The organism is Tenacibaculum sp. 190130A14a (assembly GCF_964048965.1).
In the GTDB taxonomy this organism is placed as follows: domain Bacteria; phylum Bacteroidota; class Bacteroidia; order Flavobacteriales; family Flavobacteriaceae; genus Polaribacter; species Polaribacter polynesiense.
In genome coordinates, this window is sequence record NZ_OZ040189.1 from 3453440 (window position 1) to 3469981 (window position 16542).

The following is a 16542-nucleotide window of genomic DNA, read 5'->3' on the forward strand; positions in this document are numbered from 1 at the left end:
CGAACAACATGTTTGAGAATAACACGTCTCAGAAAGAAAAACAATCAACAGTACTAAGAACCTTGTCGACATATAAACGTAATATTTATTACTATGTCGCTAAAATTCAATTTCCTTACAAATTAAATTTTTCTTTCAACCACATAATCAATCATTTGTAGTAAAGAACTCTTATATTCAGATTCTGGATAATTGTCTAAAATAGCCAATGCTTTATTCTTATAATCATGCATTTTCGTAACCGTATATTCCAGACCTCCATTAGCCTTTACAAAAGCTATCACTTCTTTCACCCTCTTTTTATTGGTATTATGTTTTTTAACAGAATTAATGAGCCAGCTCTTTTCTTTGGGTGAACAATTGTTTAATGTGTAGATTAAAGGAAGTGTCATTTTTTGTTCTTTAATGTCAATTCCCGTTGGTTTTCCGATTTTATCTTCTGTATAATCAAATAAATCGTCTTTTATTTGAAAAGCAATTCCAATATACTCTCCAAACTTTCTCATTTGTTGTACAGTTTCATTATTAGCTCCTACAGATGCCGCTCCAATACCACAACATGCAGCAATTAAGGTAGCCGTTTTTTGCCTAATAATTTCAAAATAAACTTCTTCCGTTATATCTAACTTACGAGCTTTTTCAATTTGTAACAGCTCTCCTTCACTCATTTCTCTTACCGCAATAGAAATAAGCTTTAGCAAGTCGAAATCTTCATTATCTATTGAAAGCAACAAACCTTTAGATAATAGAAAATCTCCAACTAACACTGCTATCTTATTTTTCCAAAGTGCATTAATTGAAAAAAAACCGCGACGCCTATTACTATCGTCTACGACATCATCATGTACTAAAGTAGCAGTATGAATTAATTCTACCACAGAAGCTCCTCTATAGGTACGCTCATCAAAGCCTCCATTAGAAACCATTTTTGCTACCAAAAACACAAACATTGGTCGCATTTGTTTTCCTTTACGGCGAACAATATAATAGGTTATTCTATTTAATAATGGAACTTTAGATAACATGGAATCCTTGAACTTTGTTTCAAAGAGTTCCATTTCTTTCGTTATGGGAAGTTTTATTTGCTCTACTGGCTTCATTTGAACATCAAAAGTAGAAAATAATTTTGGATTGGTTATATTTGAAAAAACAGTTTCTTATGAAAAATACAATCATTTTTTGCATTCTTTCAATTTTCTTCTTTATTGGATGTGAAACGACAACCAACTCTCATAAAAACGAACAAAAACCCACTGAAAAAGAACTGGTTTTCCCTGATGACTTTATAGGAGTTTATAAAGGATCTCTTCAAATAACAAACCCTAAAGGTTCTCAAGAAATTCCAATGGAATATCATTTACTAAAAACTGATTCCATACATAAATATGATTACAAATTAGTATACAATGGACAACCTAGAAATTATACACTAATAGTTAAAAATAAAGAGAAAGGTATTTTTGAAGTTGATGAAAACAATGGGATTATATTGCCTACTTTTTTAAATAACAACACGTTGCATAGTTTTTTTGAAGTACAAGGAAATCTACTAAGCTCAAGAGCACTATTTTCTCAAAACAAACTTGAATTTGAAATTTTATTCACTTCTTTAAAAAATAAGATTAAATCTGGAGGAACTTCTGAAGATATTCCAGAAGTTTTTGGGTATCCAATTACTGTTTTTCAAAAAGCTATTTTGGTTAAAGAAAACTAGCTTGAAGGAAGTTTAGCTTTTATTTGCTAATTGACCACAAGCTGCATCAATATCTTTCCCTCTAGAACGACGAACATTTACGGTTATATCGTGCATTTCTAAATTTGAAATGTAGTTATTTAAAGCACGTTCAGATGCCTGTTGAAACTCTCCATCATCAATAGGATTATATTCTATTAAATTTACTTTACAGGGTATGTAACCGCAAAACTTAATTAATGCATCTATGTCTTCTTTTCTATCATTAATACCATTCCATACCACATATTCATAAGTCACTTTTCTCTTGGTCTTTTCATACCAATACTCTAGTGCCTCCTTTAAATCTTCTAAAGGAAATGTAGCATTAAACGGCATAATAGATGTACGTACCTCATCTATTGCAGAATGCAAAGAAACTGCTAGATTAAAACGTACTTCATCATCGGCCATTTTCTTTATCATTTTAGGAACACCCGACGTAGACAATGTAATTCTTCGTGCTGCCATTCCTAAACCTTCTTCCGAAGTAATTTTTTCAATTGCTTTTATAACATTATTGTAGTTCATTAATGGCTCTCCCATTCCCATGAATACAATATTTGTTAATTTATGATTGTGATACAATCTACTTTGTTTATCTATTGCAACTACTTGATCATAGATTTCATCTGCATTTAAGTTACGCATTCTCTTTAAACGAGCTGTTGCACAAAACTTACAATCTAAACTACATCCTACTTGACTAGACACACAAGCTGTAGTCCTTTTTTCTGTTGGAATTAAAACAGATTCAACCACCAATCCATCATGCAATTTAATGGCATTTTTTATAGTACCATCATTACTTCTCTGCATGGTATCTACTTCAATATGATTGATTACAAAGTTTCTGTCTAACATTTCCCTTGTAGCCTTAGAAATATTAGTCATATCATCAAAAGAATGCGCCGCTTTATGCCAAAGCCACTCATACACTTGATTTCCTCTAAAAGCTTTATCACCATTATTCACAAAAAACTCTCGAAGTTGATCTTTAGTTAAAGCACGTATATCTTTTTTCTTTGTTGTCATCTGTTTCAAAAATACATAAAACCTCACAGCTTTAAAAAGCTAGTGAGGTTTGAGATTATTTATACTACAATTTTGTTCTTATAAGATCAGCATTGCATCACCGTAAGAATAAAATTTATATTTTTCTTTTACTGCTTCTTGGTAAGCTTCCATAATAAAATCATGTCCAGCAAATGCAGAAACCATCATTAATAATGTTGATTTAGGTGTATGGAAATTTGTTACCATACAATTTGCAATACTAAAGTCATATGGAGGGAAAATAAACTTGTTAGTCCATCCTTCATATGCATTTAATCTTTTAGAAGCGGATACTGAAGATTCTACCGTTCTCATTACTGTAGTTCCTACAGCACATACTTTACGTTTTGTTTCAATAGCGTTATTTACAACATCACATGAATTTTGCGGAATAACGATTTGCTCAGAATCCATTTTATGCTTTGATAAATCTTCTACTTCTACTGGATTAAAAGTTCCTAATCCTACGTGCAATGTCATTTCAGCAAAATCAATTCCTTTAATTTCTAAACGCTTCATTAAATGCTTAGAGAAATGTAATCCAGCTGTTGGAGCTGCTACTGCTCCTTCATTTTTAGCAAAAATCGTCTGATATCTTTGCTCATCTTCAGGTTCTACATCACGCTTGATATATTTTGGTAATGGAGTTTCTCCTAATTCTAATAATTTCTTACGAAACTCTTCATAAGACCCATCAAATAAGAAACGTAAAGTTCTACCTCTTGAAGTTGTATTATCAATTACCTCGGCTACTAGACTTTCGTCTTCTCCAAAGAATAATTTATTACCAATTCTAATTTTACGAGCAGGATCTACTAATACATCCCATAAACGATGTTCAGCATTTAATTCACGTAATAAAAATACTTCAATACGTGCTCCTGTTTTTTCTTTGTTACCAAACATTCTTGCAGGAAATACTTTCGTATTGTTTAACATCATTACATCTCCCTCATCAAAATAATTGATTAAATCTTTAAAAAGTTTATGCTCAATTTTTTGGGTATCTCTATGTAATACCATTAATCTCGCCTCATCTCTATGTTCTGATGGATACTCTGCCAATAACTCTGCTGGCAGTTCAAAATTAAAATTTGATAACTTCATGTTTTATTTTCTTAACGGTGGCAAATATACAATATCGGAATAGGGGTTGTCAAGCAATTGCGCTATTTATTTTACCTGCTCAATATTCATTCCTATCTTCTGCATATCATTCCAAAAGTTTCTATAAGATTTTGTTACTACCATTGCTTCTGAAATTCGAAGAGGCACTTTTAATGCTAGTGGAGCAAAAGCCATGGCCATTCTGTGATCTTCATAGGTTTTAACCGTTACATCTTTATTCATCTCATTAGAAGACTCCAAGTGTAAAGACTCATTTGTCACAGAAATTACTGCTCCAAATTTGGTTAACTCATCTTTTAATGCTTCTAACCTATCTGTCTCTTTAATTTTTAGAGTATGTAGTCCAAATAAATTACACGAAACTCCCAATCCAAAACAAGTAACTGCAATGGTTTGAGCAATATCTGGAGCATTCTTTAGATCTAACTCTAACGAAGTTGTTTTTACTTCTTTCTCTTTTGTAAGTATTATAGAATTCTCTTTAAAAGTGGTAGTTACCCCAAAATGCTCATAAATTGAAGCTAAACAACTATCTCCTTGTAAACTGTTTTGTTTATAAGCAGTTAATTCTATTGTAGAACCTAATTCACTCAATGCAACTAACGAATAAAAATAAGACGCAGAACTCCAATCTGATTCAACTATGATTGTTTTTTCTTCAAGCTCTTCTTTCGGATAAATACGAATCACATTACTTTCAAACGAATTTTTAACTCCTAACTCGTCTAGTAAACTAAGTGTCATATTTATATAAGGAACGGAAGTTATTTTCCCTATCAGTTCTATCTCCAACCCTTTATCTAAACTTGGCGCTACTAATGATAATGCCGATATATATTGACTACTTACATTTCCATTTATTTGAACCTTATTCTTTTTAAGCTTCTGTCCTGTAATCTTTAATGGTGGATACCCTTCTTTGGCTACATATTCTATAGTTGCTCCTAAACTTCTTAATGCATCAACTAGAATACCAATTGGTCTATTTTGCATTCTTTCAGAACCTGTTAACACAACTTCTTTACCTTCTTGACATGAAAAATAGGCCGTTAAAAACCGCATAGCTGTACCTGCATGACCAATATTAACTGTGTCATTATTAGACTGTAACGCTTCTAACAAATGATTTGAATCATCTGAATCAGATAGGTTTTCAATCTTTAAACTAGTAAATAGTTTTTGCAAAATCAGTAATCTATTCGACTCACTTTTTGAGCCTGAAATAGTAATATTTTCTTTTAAAGTTCTGTGTTGAGTAGTTAATTGTAAATCCACCTTAATAACGTTTTCTATGTTCATTTACATAATACGGTGCTAAGGTGGCGATTATTTTTTACAAGCAAAAGTTTTCCAGTACTCTTTATAGACAAATTATACGATTCTATGTCACAATTAAGTTCAGTCGTTTATTTCTAGAAAGGTGAATCGAATTCTTTTAGTGAACCTAAATTTTTATCCTTCTCTGATAAAATAATGTCCTTTTCTATTATTTTCCAATCTATATTCAAATCTGGATCATTCCATTGAATTCCTGTATCGTGCTTTGGTGCATACACGTTGTCTACTTTATAAGCAAAAAGGGCTTCCTCAGAAAGTACAATATAACCGTGAGCAAAACCTCTAGGAATGAAGACTTGTTTTTTGTTTTCTTCAGAAAGCAGCACTGAAACATACTTTCCATATGTAGGCGATTCCTTTCTCATATCTACTGCGACATCTAGAACTTCACCTTGAATACAGCGAACTAATTTTGCTTGTGTATAGGGTGGTTTTTGAAAGTGTAGCCCTCTTAAAACTCCTCTAGTTGATTTCGACTCATTGTCTTGAATAAAATCAACCCTCATTATATTTTCTTCGAAAATCTTTTGGTTAAATGACTCGAAAAAAAAACCACGTTCATCTTTAAAAACTCTTGGTTCTATAATGATAACATCAGGAATATCTGTTTTAACAAAATTCATTTATTTACGTTCTTAAATAAAATTGGACTATACTAGCTTATTTAGCCAATAGTTTACAAATTGCATCTTTAATTCTTTCTCTATCTGAATCGGTTAAGTTAGATCCAGAAGGCAAACATAATCCATCATTAAATAAATCTTCAGACACATTTCCTCCAAAATATTCACAATCTTTAAACACTGGTTGTAAATGCATCGGTTTCCATAAAGGACGAGACTCTATGTTATATTCTAACAAGGCTAGTCTCATATCTTCTCTTGAAAAACCAGTTACAGAACTATCTACCACAATAGAACTTAACCAATGGTTAGAGAAAAAGGTTTCGTTAGGCTCAGTAAATACTTTTATTCCTTGAACACCTTGAAAAAGTTCACTATAAAACTTATGGTTTGCTCTTCTTAATTCTATATGTTTATCTAACACTTCCATTTGTCCTCGACCAATACCTGCAACTATATTACTCATACGGTAATTATAACCTATTTGCGAGTGTTGATAATGTGGTGCATTATCTCTTGCTTGTGTTGCCAAGAAAATGGTTTTTTGTTTAGCTTCTTCTGTTTTGCAAACTAAAGCTCCTCCTCCAGAAGTTGTAATAATTTTATTTCCATTGAATGATAAAATACCAAAATCTCCAAAGGTTCCACACTTTTGTCCTTTGTATGTAGACCCAAGTGCTTCAGCAGCATCTTCAATAAGAGTTATTTCGTGTTTTTTACAAAGAGCCGAAATTTCATCCATCTTAGCAGGCATACCATATAAATGAACTACAATAACTGCTTTGGGTTTTTTATCTTTCGAGATTCCGTTTTCAATTGCTTTTTCTAAAGCTAAAGGGCACATATTCCATGTTTCCTTTTCACTATCTACAAAAATCGGCGTAGCTCCTTGATATTTTATTGGATTAGCCGATGCTGAAAAAGTCATGCTTTGACAAATTACCTCATCACCATTTTCAACATTTGCTAAAATCAATGCTAAATGTAAGGCTGATGTTCCAGAGGCCAAACATGCTACTTTAGCTTCTTCTCCAACATAGCTTTCTAAGTCTTGCTCAAAACCATTTACATTTGGTCCTAAAGGGGCCACCCAGTTCGTATCAAATGCTTCTTGTACATATTTCTGTTCACCTCCTCCCATGTGTGGTGAAGAAAGCCAAATTTTATCCATTTTCTATTTCTTTATATTTTATAACTCTTCCTGGGCAACCAACAACTACTGTATTATCAGGAACATCATTAATAACTACAGTCCCTGCTCCTATTGTAACATTTTCACCTATAACTACACCTTGAATAATACTTGCTCCAATTCCAATATGCGACATTGCTTTTACCTTTACATTTCCAGCTAAAGCAACATTGGGTGAAATATGCACAAAGTCTTCAATAACACAATCGTGATCAATACTTGCATTTGTATTAATTATACAGTGCTTTCCGATTGTTGTTTGAGCATTTACTACTGCTCCTCCCATTACAACTGTCCCTTCATCTATTGATGAACTTGGCGAAATTATAGATTTTTGATGAATTGCTTTTCCAAAAGAAACTTTTAATTCGTTCGATACTTTCTTTCTTATGATATTATTCCCTATTGAAATAATTATTGTATCATTTTGATCCCAATCATAAGTCAAAAACTTTCCCAGCACGGGAGTATTTAAAATACTATTTTGAACGCGCTCTCCATCATCAAAAAAACCTTCTACCTTTATATCTAAAGATTCAAGAATTTCTAAAATGACTTTACCATGTCCACTCGCTCCGTATAAAAAGTATTTTGATTTATTCATTCCCTGTAAAAGCTTCCATTGTTACACTTGTACCAGAAGAAATTCCTTCTGAAACAAAAACTTTTTTAATCGTTTTAAGTATTATTTTACAATCCAAAATAAAGCTCAGGTTTTGAACATACCATACATCATATTCAAACTTTTGCTGCCATGAAATTGTATTTCTTCCATTTATTTGTGCCCAACCAGTAATTCCTGGTCTTACATTATGTCTTTGCTTCTGCTCTTGATTATACAAAGGTAAATACTGCGGTAAAAGAGGTCTTGGACCAATCAAGCTCATATCTCCTTTAATAACGTTCAATAATTGAGGTATTTCATCTAGGGAAGTTTTTCTTACAAAATTTCCAACGGCCGTTAATCGATCTTTATCTGGTAACAATTGTCCTTCAGAATCTTTCTTATCATTCATCGTCTTGAACTTTATGATTTTAAAAATTCGTTCATTCTTTCCAGGTCTTGCTTGAAAGAAAAATGGTTTTCCTCCATTTACAATTGTTAAAAACAACGTTACTAAGATAAAAACCGGGCTTAAAATAATTAAAGCTACAAAAGATATGACAAAATCTATCACTCTCTTAATTCCTCTCTTATACAACATACTTATTCTTTTTTAACAAATCTTGATATTCATTTAGTAACGCATTCCAAACTACTTTTTGATCGTAACGACTTTCAATTAATACTCGAGTATTTTCTTTCAGTTTACAATATAGCTCATTATCACTATATAACTTCTGCATTGCTTCAAAAAGTACTTCTACTTCTTTTTTCTGAACAATCAAACCATTTTCTCTATTTATAATGATTTCATTAGCTCCATTTATATCTGTTACTATTGAAGGTAACCCCATTGCTCCGGCTTGAATCACAACATTTGGAAATCCTTCTCTATAACTAGGTAAAACCAACACGTTACTTATAGTCAAATAAGGGCGAATATCATTTTGATATCCAACACTAATAATTCTTTGGTTCCCCTTAATTATATCTAATGTTTCCTTCTTAAGAGGGTCAAGCTCAATCTCCATTGAACCTACTAACACCAATTTAACATTTGTATGCAGTAAACTTTGTTTATTAAAGGCTTCTACAAGTTCATTAACTCCTTTATCTTTAACAAGTCTCCCGACGAAAACAAAAACAAAATCACCTTCACCAATTTCTAATTGTTTTTTAAGGTTGTGTATTTCAGTTGAAGTTATCTTATTGGCATTGAAATGTTCTAAATCTACACCGTTGACATTTCCATTGGCCAACACTTTTAATTCTTTCTTAGTAATTTTACTTTTTACAAGATCATTCTTAACACCTTCTCCTTCAGGATATATATTTGTTGCACAAAAACACAATACTCTATCCATAAAAATAAGTATCCTTCTCAAAACACCTTCTTTTGAAGGGAAAATAAGCCCGGTAAATGTGTGCATTCTTATAGGGACTCTTGCCAAATAAGCTGCAATCATAGAAATTAGTCCTGCCTTTGGAGTAATTGAGTGTACAATTTGAGGTTTCTCTTTAATAAAAAGAATATACATTTTAATTAAAGACACTAAATCTTTGACCGGAGAAATGCTTCGTTCCATCGAAACAGTTTTAACCATTACTCCTTCTCTCTCCTTTACAATTTCAAGGTCTTTTCCTGGAGAAGAAACAGCAATTGTTTTAAACTTTTTATTTAAAAAATTCAACTGTCCTTTTAATAAAACATTTAAGGATATGGGTACTGTTGAAGTACGAATAAGCTTAACCTTCATATACCTTTTGATATAAATTTATATGCTTGTCCAACATCAATTTTATATCAAAATGCTTCGCTCTTTCTTGACATGATGTTGTTACTCTCTTATTCAAATCTTGGTTTTCAGTTAACTCTGATATTTTATCTACTAATTCTTGTACATTACCTCTTTCAAAAAGTACTCCGTAATTCTTCACTATTTCTCTTAATCCAGGCACATCAGAAGCTATAAATGGATTCCCTGAAGCTAATCCTTCAATAGAAGCTAAAGATAGTCCTTCGTAAAAACTAGACAACACTACTAAATCAGCACTTTTTAAAATCCTATTAACATCATCACGTTGTCCTAAAAAATAAACTCTTTCTTCTAGCTTCAATTCTTTCACTAAAGAAATATGTTCATCCATAGTTGTTCCGCCTCCAACAAGCAATAACTTGTACTTGTCATCTAATTCTTTAATGGCTTTTATCAATGTTTTTTGATCCTTTTGTGGTCTAAATGCTGAGACTTGAACAATTACCACATCTTCTTCTTTTAGTGATGTATTTAATTGATTCTTTTTTAAAGGAACAGCATTATAAATTCCTTCAAGATAAACACCATTATTAATCATGGCAATTTTATCTTCTTTAAAGCTCAAATATTCTTGATAAATATTTTTTATTTCATCACTAATACAAACCAATTTAACATACTTACTGTATATATACTTCTCTATTGATTTAAAAATTTTATTATTAATTCTTCGATTAGAAGTATTGTGCTCTGTAAAAATTAGTTTACACTTACTGCCCGTAAAAATATTAGCAAAAACTGTAAAATATTGAGCAGGAAAGAGGTGTACATGCGCTAAATCGTAGTTTTTTATAATCTTAGCAATTTTAAATATATTAAGCGGATTATATATAGACCTGGCGCTTTTGTTTTCATTAATTACGTAAACTTTACAGCAGTCAAGAGCTTTGAGTTTTTCTGTAAACATGCAATTATTGTCCCACAGTAAAAGGATGTCCATTTTTATCCCTCTTTCTACATACAAAGGAATGGTTTCTAACAACAATTTTTCTGCTCCTCCTGTATTTAATGAATTAATGATTTGTAAAACTCTCATCTTGTAACTTTATTAAATCCCTTTCTTTTATTCTTATTAAATCAACTGTAAAAGTAATATTAGCTTTTACTTATTTTCATTTTTATATAAAGATGAAAAAGCAGTCCTAGAGGCAAACAAATAAAAGTTAAAAACTTAGCTGGATTATCTTTAAAAAACTTATAATCTCCTATAAACAGTGTGGAAGAAATTAAGTGCAATGTTTTGATTATTCTTGCTTTTAAATTTTTTAAATATTTTAATTCAATTCTTCGAGAATATCTAAATCCTCTTGGATGTCGTTTATATTGTTTAAAAATATTTAAAGAAGAACCATCGGGCATATATTCTACAACACACAACGCTTCGTTTAAACAAGCCAGTTCATAATCTTGATCTATCATTAAATACAAAGTATGTAAGGGCACAAATCTTTCTTCTTTATAAATTGGATATTTTGGGTATTGATTTACAATCGCTGTTTTTAAAACTAACTTCTTATCTCCTTTTACATTGTATTTATAATACAAATCACTTAAAGTGGTACTTGTCAAGTTTTCAGGCAATTTTGTTCCTACCGTTTTATAATCTTTGTAAACATCATACCCTACAATACCAGCCAATCTTTCATCATCCTTTACTTCTGCCCATTTATCGATAATTAACTCTACCGCATTATCTGGCATAAAGTCATCTGAATCGATACACACATTAATTACAGTTTTAACGTTGGTGTAAGCTGTATTATGAGCACCATGCATACCCTGATTTTCTTGATAGATATACTCTAGATCAATAATATCATCTTCTTTCCATTGAGCAATTAATTCTTTCGTATTATCACTTGAACCATCATCTACTACAAGCCAACAAAAATCTTTTGATGTTTGCCTGCATAAACTTTCATAAATTTGGTGTAAGCAATATGCTCTGTTATATGTTGGTGTAAATACTGTTAATGTTTTCATATTAAGAAGTCATATAATAAGTAAAAGCAAAGTATAAAATTACTATAACTGCTAATCTTTTATTTTGATTGCGAAAAAATTTCTGTTTAAAGAATGGATAAAAAATAACAACTGCCATCATAAACCATGATAAGTAAGCAAATCTATTAGAAAAATTTGCTCTAATTACTAATATCCAAAAGGCATTAGCTACTGCATAAATGTTAAACAATTGATGATATACTTTATCATCAAATTTTTTCTTAAAAATAAAGTAATACCCTGCAAATATTGCGGAAAAACTATACAATACGAAATCCCATCTAAATCCTGTATACGCAAAATTTTCTCCGGTTATATTTCCCGCTGTTAAATAACTCAATCTCTTATCATTAAAACCTATAGATGCGAAAAGATTTTCCCAAAAGCTACCCAGCACGAGTGACAAAGGAATTGCTAAAAACCATCCATATAAATAATGTTTTGTTTTTTTATAAATAACCGATAATAAATATCCTCCAATTGGTATAATAACACTCATATGAGTCATTAGTCCTAAAGTAAAGCATAGGTATTTTTTTATCCAATTTTTATTACTATAAGAAAAACCTAGAAGCACTAACGACGTTGCTATCCCATTTCTAATCCCATTGGTTCCATAACTAAAAAAAGAAAAGGAAGCTATAAACATTAGAAAAGGAATATACATGTTTTCTTTAAACCATCTTTTACAAGCTATATAAATAGGAACTGTATAAATGATTGCGCATACTAGAAAAAAACTTGTAGAGGTCATAATTCCACTACAAAACTTCATAAACAAATGCCAAAAAACATCTTTTGTTTCGTAAACTCCTTCTCCTCTTGCATACTCTTCAAAACTAAAGTAATAATGTCCCATATCACCAAAGTGAACACTTAAAGGTCTAAACCCAATAAAAAGGAACAAAATTATTAATATTGTTATGGGTAATATATTCTTCTTTACCCTTGCATGATAAACTTGCTTTCTATTAGAAACTAGGTCTATTGAAACACCAACGGTTAAAAACAAAAGTACGTTATAAAAAACAACACCATAATATTGTGCAGGAATAACGCTATATAAAAAAAGACCTATTACATTTAACATAACTAAACTTTCTTTAACTTTTTATATAGGTCGACCCATTTGATCATCACTTTATCTTTCAAAAATTCTTTGCTCGTTTCAAATGCACCGATACTCAAATCTCCTCTCGCTTCTTCTTGTAAAATTATACTCTCTAGTTTTTGCGAAAAAGCTTTAATATTATCTCCTTGTACTAATATTCCCTCTTTTTGGCTACTTATAATATTTCTTGGTCCATTAGGACAATCGTAGCTTATAATAGGAACACCATTGGACATGGCTTCCAATAATACCATTGGAAAACATTCTGTTGAAGAAGTCATTGCATATAAAGAAGCTTTTTTCATTCTTTGATCTAAATCTGAAACAGCTCCTTTGAAATACAAGTTTTTAATTTCGTAATTCGACTGAATAGTTTGTAGTTGATTTTTTAATTCATCATCCCCCTCTCCGTAAATATGAATTTCCCATTCAGGAAATTTTTCAAAGATTAACTTCCACGCTTCTATCAAGTGATCAAATTGTTTTACAGGTGCAATTCTTCCTGCCGCAATAATAACCTTATCTCTATTAGAATAATCCGTAAATAACTCTTCCTCTCTTTTATCAATAAAATTAGGTATGATAAATGTATTTGGAAAAGGGTAATACTGTTGTTCGTCTTTATTTAATAAAACTAACGTTGTGTATTTTTTATATAAGTTAAACAACTTTCGTTTTAAGAAACCTAAATTTAGGCTCACTCCCGAGGAATGAAATTCTTTAATTTTAGGTGTCTTCTTTCTAATAAAGGGTAAAAAAAACTGATCTGGTGTTTGGCTAACTGATATAATTATATCTGGATCAATTTTTTTAAATGTACTTTTTAACTTAAAAAAATGCTGTATTGTTTTTAATAAGTTTACAGGATGGAAGAAACTTATTCCTTGAGTGTAATTTATATTAAGATCTAATTGATTTACTTTTGGCGATAAGGTATACACATTCTTTTTATTCCTTTGACCATTAGTAATCAAAAAAACATCATATCCAAAATCTTCAATCAATGAATTAATTTTTAATGAAACAATTTTTTCTGCTCCACCATGCAAATACATTTGATCCATTAAATAAACTACTCTCACCTTCTATTTCTTTATGAGGTCTATAACTTTTTGCACACGATGTGCCCCAAAAATATTCATTACTTTCATTTTGATAATGTTTCTCCATCTTCCCGTTGGAGATATCCAAGATTTAGCAAAATGATGAATACAGTATGAATTTTCAGTTAGCTCTATATTACCTGTTTTATAACTTTTAGGACAAAAGAAATCATTAGGATAAAATGCTATATAATCTTCAACTTCTTGAAAAGAATTATTCATAACAAATCCTTTTTCAATCATTAAATCAGTTATTATTTTAGTATTTGAAGTTGTATCTAATTCTCCATCTTCTTTTACAAAAGATCTTCCATCATAATATGCTAACATTTCAGTAACCCATACTCCATCTTTTTCACTTGCCATGATACCGGTAGGTACAAAATCATCATTTTCAAAACCAGAAAAAGCCTTCTTTTCTAAAAATGGATCTAAACCTCTTAAGACCTCAACATCAGTATCCATATAAACTCCTCCTATTTCTTTTAATGCATGTAATCGGCACACATCTGAAACAAAGGCAAACTTTCTATTTTCTAATGCTTCTTTAGCAAATGGATATTGTTCTAAATCAAAATTGCTTTCATTCCATTCAATTATTTCATATTCTGGAAGGTATTTCTTCCATGACGCTATACATTTAACAGCTAACGGCGGAAGAGGATTTCCTCCAAACCAACAATAATGAATTATCTTAGGTATCATTTTACAAATTTTCTTTTAAAAATTCTACAATCCTTTTGTTTGCCTTTCCATCTCCATAAGGGTTATGGGCTTTCGACATTGTATTATATAAGTTTTCGTCGTTTAGCAATTCAAAAGCACTTTCTGTTATCCTATCGTAGTTTGCTCCAACAAGCTTAACAGTACCCGCTTTTACTGCTTCCGGTCTTTCTGTTGTATCTCTCATTACCAAGACAGGTTTTCCTAAAGAAGGTGCTTCTTCTTGTACCCCTCCTGAATCTGTAATAATCAAGTGAGATTTTTTCATCATCCAAACAAACACAGGATAATCTAAAGGAGCAATTAAATGAATATTTTTATAGTTTGATAACAACTCATTTACTGGCTTTTGCACATTAGGATTTAAGTGCACAGGAAAAACAATCTCTACATCTTCACGTTCTGCTATAGTTACCATAGCTTTACAAATGTTTAAAAAACCATCTCCAAAGTTTTCTCTTCTATGGCCAGTTACTAAAATTACTTTTTTTGTAAAATCTATTTTCTCTTCTAAACTTGAAATTACCGAATTAGAATATCCTCCATCGATCTTATCTACCGTCCATAAAAGAGAATCTATTACTGTATTTCCAGTAATAGTTACATTATTTTCTTGTATCTTTTCTTCTAAAAGGTTTTGTTTAGATATCGTTGTTGGTGCAAAATGAAAATCTGCTATTCTACCTGTAATTTGTCTATTTAATTCTTCTGGAAAAGGAGAGAATTTATTGTGCGTTCTTAACCCTGCTTCAACATGTCCTACTTTAACTCCTTTATTAAAAGCTGCCCAACCACAAATACTTGAAGTAGTTGTATCTCCATGTACTAGCACCAAATCTGGATTGAAATCTGATATTATCGCATCCATTTTTAAAAAAATGCGTCCACTTAATTCATTCAATGTTTGATTAGCTTTCATGATATCTAAATCATAATCTGGGGTTACTTCAAAAAAATCAACTACTTGATCTAACATTTCTCTATGTTGAGCAGTAACACACACTTTAACATCATACAACGGTTCACTTTTCAATTCATGAACCAATGAACTCATTTTTATTGCTTCTGGTCTAGTACCAAAACAGACTAGTATCTTTTTTTTCATAAGATCTTTTTTATTCTATTTATGCTTAGTCTCTACTATATCTTTTGGCTGAATTCTATCTGATATAGCTACTTCAAAAGAGTCTTTATATTTCCCAATTCCAATCATCATGATTAACCTTTCTGAAGTTGGTATTTCTCCAACCATCTTCATCTTTTTTTCATCAACATAAGGTAAACATGTATTTAAACAACAAGAGGCGATTCCCAATGAATGTAATGATAAAAGTAGATTCATTGAAAACAATCCTCCATCCACAAAAACTTGGTTACTTTCAAGTTTTGTGAACTTCTTTGTATCTGTTGTAATAAGCAAAACTTTATTAATGGAATCGGTAAATCCATTATTTCCATTTTGCAATTTTAAAAGCTCCTTTTTTACTTTATCATCACTGTAAAAATGAACTTTCCAACTTTGTCTATTACAAACTGAAGGTGCGTATCTCGCCATTTCTACAGCCTGATAAATTTCATCTATTAAAACTTCCTCATCAGAAAAATTACGTACACTCGTTCTTGATTTAACAAATGAATCAAAATCAAAACTTGCAATATTATTTATATAATCTTTATCCAACTTCTTTAGACCTCCAATGTTATTTGAAGCAGAATTGGTACTGACAAAATTCTGTATTAAAACAAATAGTTCATTCTCCTCTTTCTCGAGATTTATATTCCTTTCTAAATATGAAGTTAACGTTTCTTTTATACCATCTATTAATCGATCAGAACCATATTGTTTAACATATTCATTCGCTTTTTCAATTAGCAAAATTATTTTTGGCTTTCCGAAATTTTGCCTTGGATTTGGCAATGCCAATCCTTTTTCGATAATATGGTATTGCTTTGTTAAAAAAGCGATATAATTCTCTTTGGTTTGAAGTTTATCTGTTCGAAAAGAATTTGACAAAAAGATCTTTAAATCATAGATTTTGTTTAAATACTCTCCAATATTCGTCTGCCAAAAGAAATAGGCATATAATTTTGCTTTTACTCTTCCTATCATC

17 protein-coding genes are annotated in these 16542 nt (G+C 31.0%); 1 reads left to right on the forward strand and 16 read right to left on the reverse strand.

The window, feature by feature from the left end:
* Positions 1 to 122: 122 nt before the first annotated feature.
* Positions 123 to 1100, reverse strand: coding sequence for a polyprenyl synthetase family protein (locus ABNT22_RS16050; protein WP_348717660.1), 978 nt, complete (start codon positions 1098 to 1100; stop codon positions 123 to 125).
* 59 nt (positions 1101 to 1159) lie between these two features.
* On the opposite strand from ABNT22_RS16050, the gene ABNT22_RS16055 reads away from it, so the two are divergent.
* Positions 1160 to 1714, forward strand: a complete 555-nt coding sequence (locus tag ABNT22_RS16055) for a hypothetical protein (protein WP_348717659.1) — start codon at positions 1160 to 1162, stop codon at positions 1712 to 1714.
* A gap of 12 nt (positions 1715 to 1726) precedes the next feature.
* On the opposite strand, the gene rlmN is transcribed toward ABNT22_RS16055, so the two are convergent.
* The 15 genes from rlmN to ABNT22_RS16130 all read right to left on the reverse strand — a co-directional run bounded on the left by rlmN (position 1727) and on the right by ABNT22_RS16130 (position 16541).
* Positions 1727 to 2767, reverse strand: a complete 1041-nt coding sequence (rlmN, locus tag ABNT22_RS16060; RefSeq protein ID WP_348717658.1) for a 23S rRNA (adenine(2503)-C(2))-methyltransferase RlmN — start codon at positions 2765 to 2767, stop codon at positions 1727 to 1729.
* Positions 2768 to 2845: 78 nt separating this feature from the next.
* Positions 2846 to 3895 carry a tRNA preQ1(34) S-adenosylmethionine ribosyltransferase-isomerase QueA gene (gene queA, locus ABNT22_RS16065; RefSeq protein ID WP_348717657.1) on the reverse strand — a complete coding sequence of 350 codons (1050 nt, stop codon included), beginning with the start codon at positions 3893 to 3895 and terminating at the stop codon, positions 2846 to 2848.
* 66 nt (positions 3896 to 3961) lie between these two features.
* Positions 3962 to 5191: a 3-phosphoshikimate 1-carboxyvinyltransferase gene (locus ABNT22_RS16070; protein ID WP_412766895.1), complete on the reverse strand. Its 1230-nt coding sequence runs from the start codon at positions 5189 to 5191 to the stop codon at positions 3962 to 3964.
* 137 nt (positions 5192 to 5328) lie between these two features.
* The gene (rfbC, locus tag ABNT22_RS16075) at positions 5329 to 5877 is read right to left on the reverse strand and encodes a dTDP-4-dehydrorhamnose 3,5-epimerase (protein WP_348717655.1); all 549 of its coding nucleotides are present in this window, start codon (positions 5875 to 5877) and stop codon (positions 5329 to 5331) included.
* Between the two features lie 37 nt (positions 5878 to 5914).
* A complete protein-coding gene (locus ABNT22_RS16080) occupies positions 5915 to 7048 on the reverse strand; it encodes a DegT/DnrJ/EryC1/StrS family aminotransferase (protein WP_348717654.1) in 1134 nt (377 codons plus the stop codon).
* Positions 7041 to 7673, reverse strand: coding sequence for an acetyltransferase (locus ABNT22_RS16085; RefSeq protein WP_348717653.1), 633 nt, complete (start codon positions 7671 to 7673; stop codon positions 7041 to 7043). The genes ABNT22_RS16080 and ABNT22_RS16085 overlap by 8 nt, the downstream gene beginning before the upstream one ends.
* Positions 7666 to 8271, reverse strand: a complete 606-nt coding sequence (locus tag ABNT22_RS16090) for a sugar transferase (protein WP_348717954.1) — start codon at positions 8269 to 8271, stop codon at positions 7666 to 7668. The genes ABNT22_RS16085 and ABNT22_RS16090 overlap by 8 nt, the downstream gene beginning before the upstream one ends.
* A complete protein-coding gene (locus ABNT22_RS16095) occupies positions 8264 to 9430 on the reverse strand; it encodes a glycosyltransferase family 4 protein (protein WP_348717652.1) in 1167 nt (388 codons plus the stop codon). Before ABNT22_RS16095 ends, ABNT22_RS16090 begins: the two co-directional genes overlap by 8 nt.
* Positions 9420 to 10526, reverse strand: coding sequence for a glycosyltransferase (locus ABNT22_RS16100; protein WP_348717651.1), 1107 nt, complete (start codon positions 10524 to 10526; stop codon positions 9420 to 9422). The genes ABNT22_RS16095 and ABNT22_RS16100 overlap by 11 nt, the downstream gene beginning before the upstream one ends.
* Before the next feature lie 59 nt (positions 10527 to 10585).
* Positions 10586 to 11473 carry a glycosyltransferase family 2 protein gene (locus ABNT22_RS16105; RefSeq protein WP_348717650.1) on the reverse strand — a complete coding sequence of 296 codons (888 nt, stop codon included), beginning with the start codon at positions 11471 to 11473 and terminating at the stop codon, positions 10586 to 10588.
* A 1-nt stretch (position 11474) separates the two neighbouring features.
* Positions 11475 to 12584: an EpsG family protein gene (locus ABNT22_RS16110; protein ID WP_348717649.1), complete on the reverse strand. Its 1110-nt coding sequence runs from the start codon at positions 12582 to 12584 to the stop codon at positions 11475 to 11477.
* 2 nt (positions 12585 to 12586) lie between these two features.
* Positions 12587 to 13687 (reverse strand): glycosyltransferase, encoded by a 1101-nt coding sequence (locus ABNT22_RS16115; RefSeq protein ID WP_348717648.1) that lies wholly within the window; start codon positions 13685 to 13687, stop codon positions 12587 to 12589.
* Between the two features lie 3 nt (positions 13688 to 13690).
* Positions 13691 to 14413 (reverse strand): glycosyltransferase family 32 protein, encoded by a 723-nt coding sequence (locus ABNT22_RS16120; RefSeq protein ID WP_348717647.1) that lies wholly within the window; start codon positions 14411 to 14413, stop codon positions 13691 to 13693.
* A 1-nt stretch (position 14414) separates the two neighbouring features.
* On the reverse strand, positions 14415 to 15536 hold the full coding sequence (gene wecB, locus ABNT22_RS16125) for a non-hydrolyzing UDP-N-acetylglucosamine 2-epimerase (RefSeq protein WP_348717646.1): 1122 nt from the start codon (positions 15534 to 15536) through the stop codon (positions 14415 to 14417).
* Between the two features lie 15 nt (positions 15537 to 15551).
* Positions 15552 to 16541, reverse strand: a complete 990-nt coding sequence (locus ABNT22_RS16130) for a nitroreductase family protein (protein ID WP_348717645.1) — start codon at positions 16539 to 16541, stop codon at positions 15552 to 15554.
* Between the last annotated feature and the right edge of the window lies 1 nt (position 16542).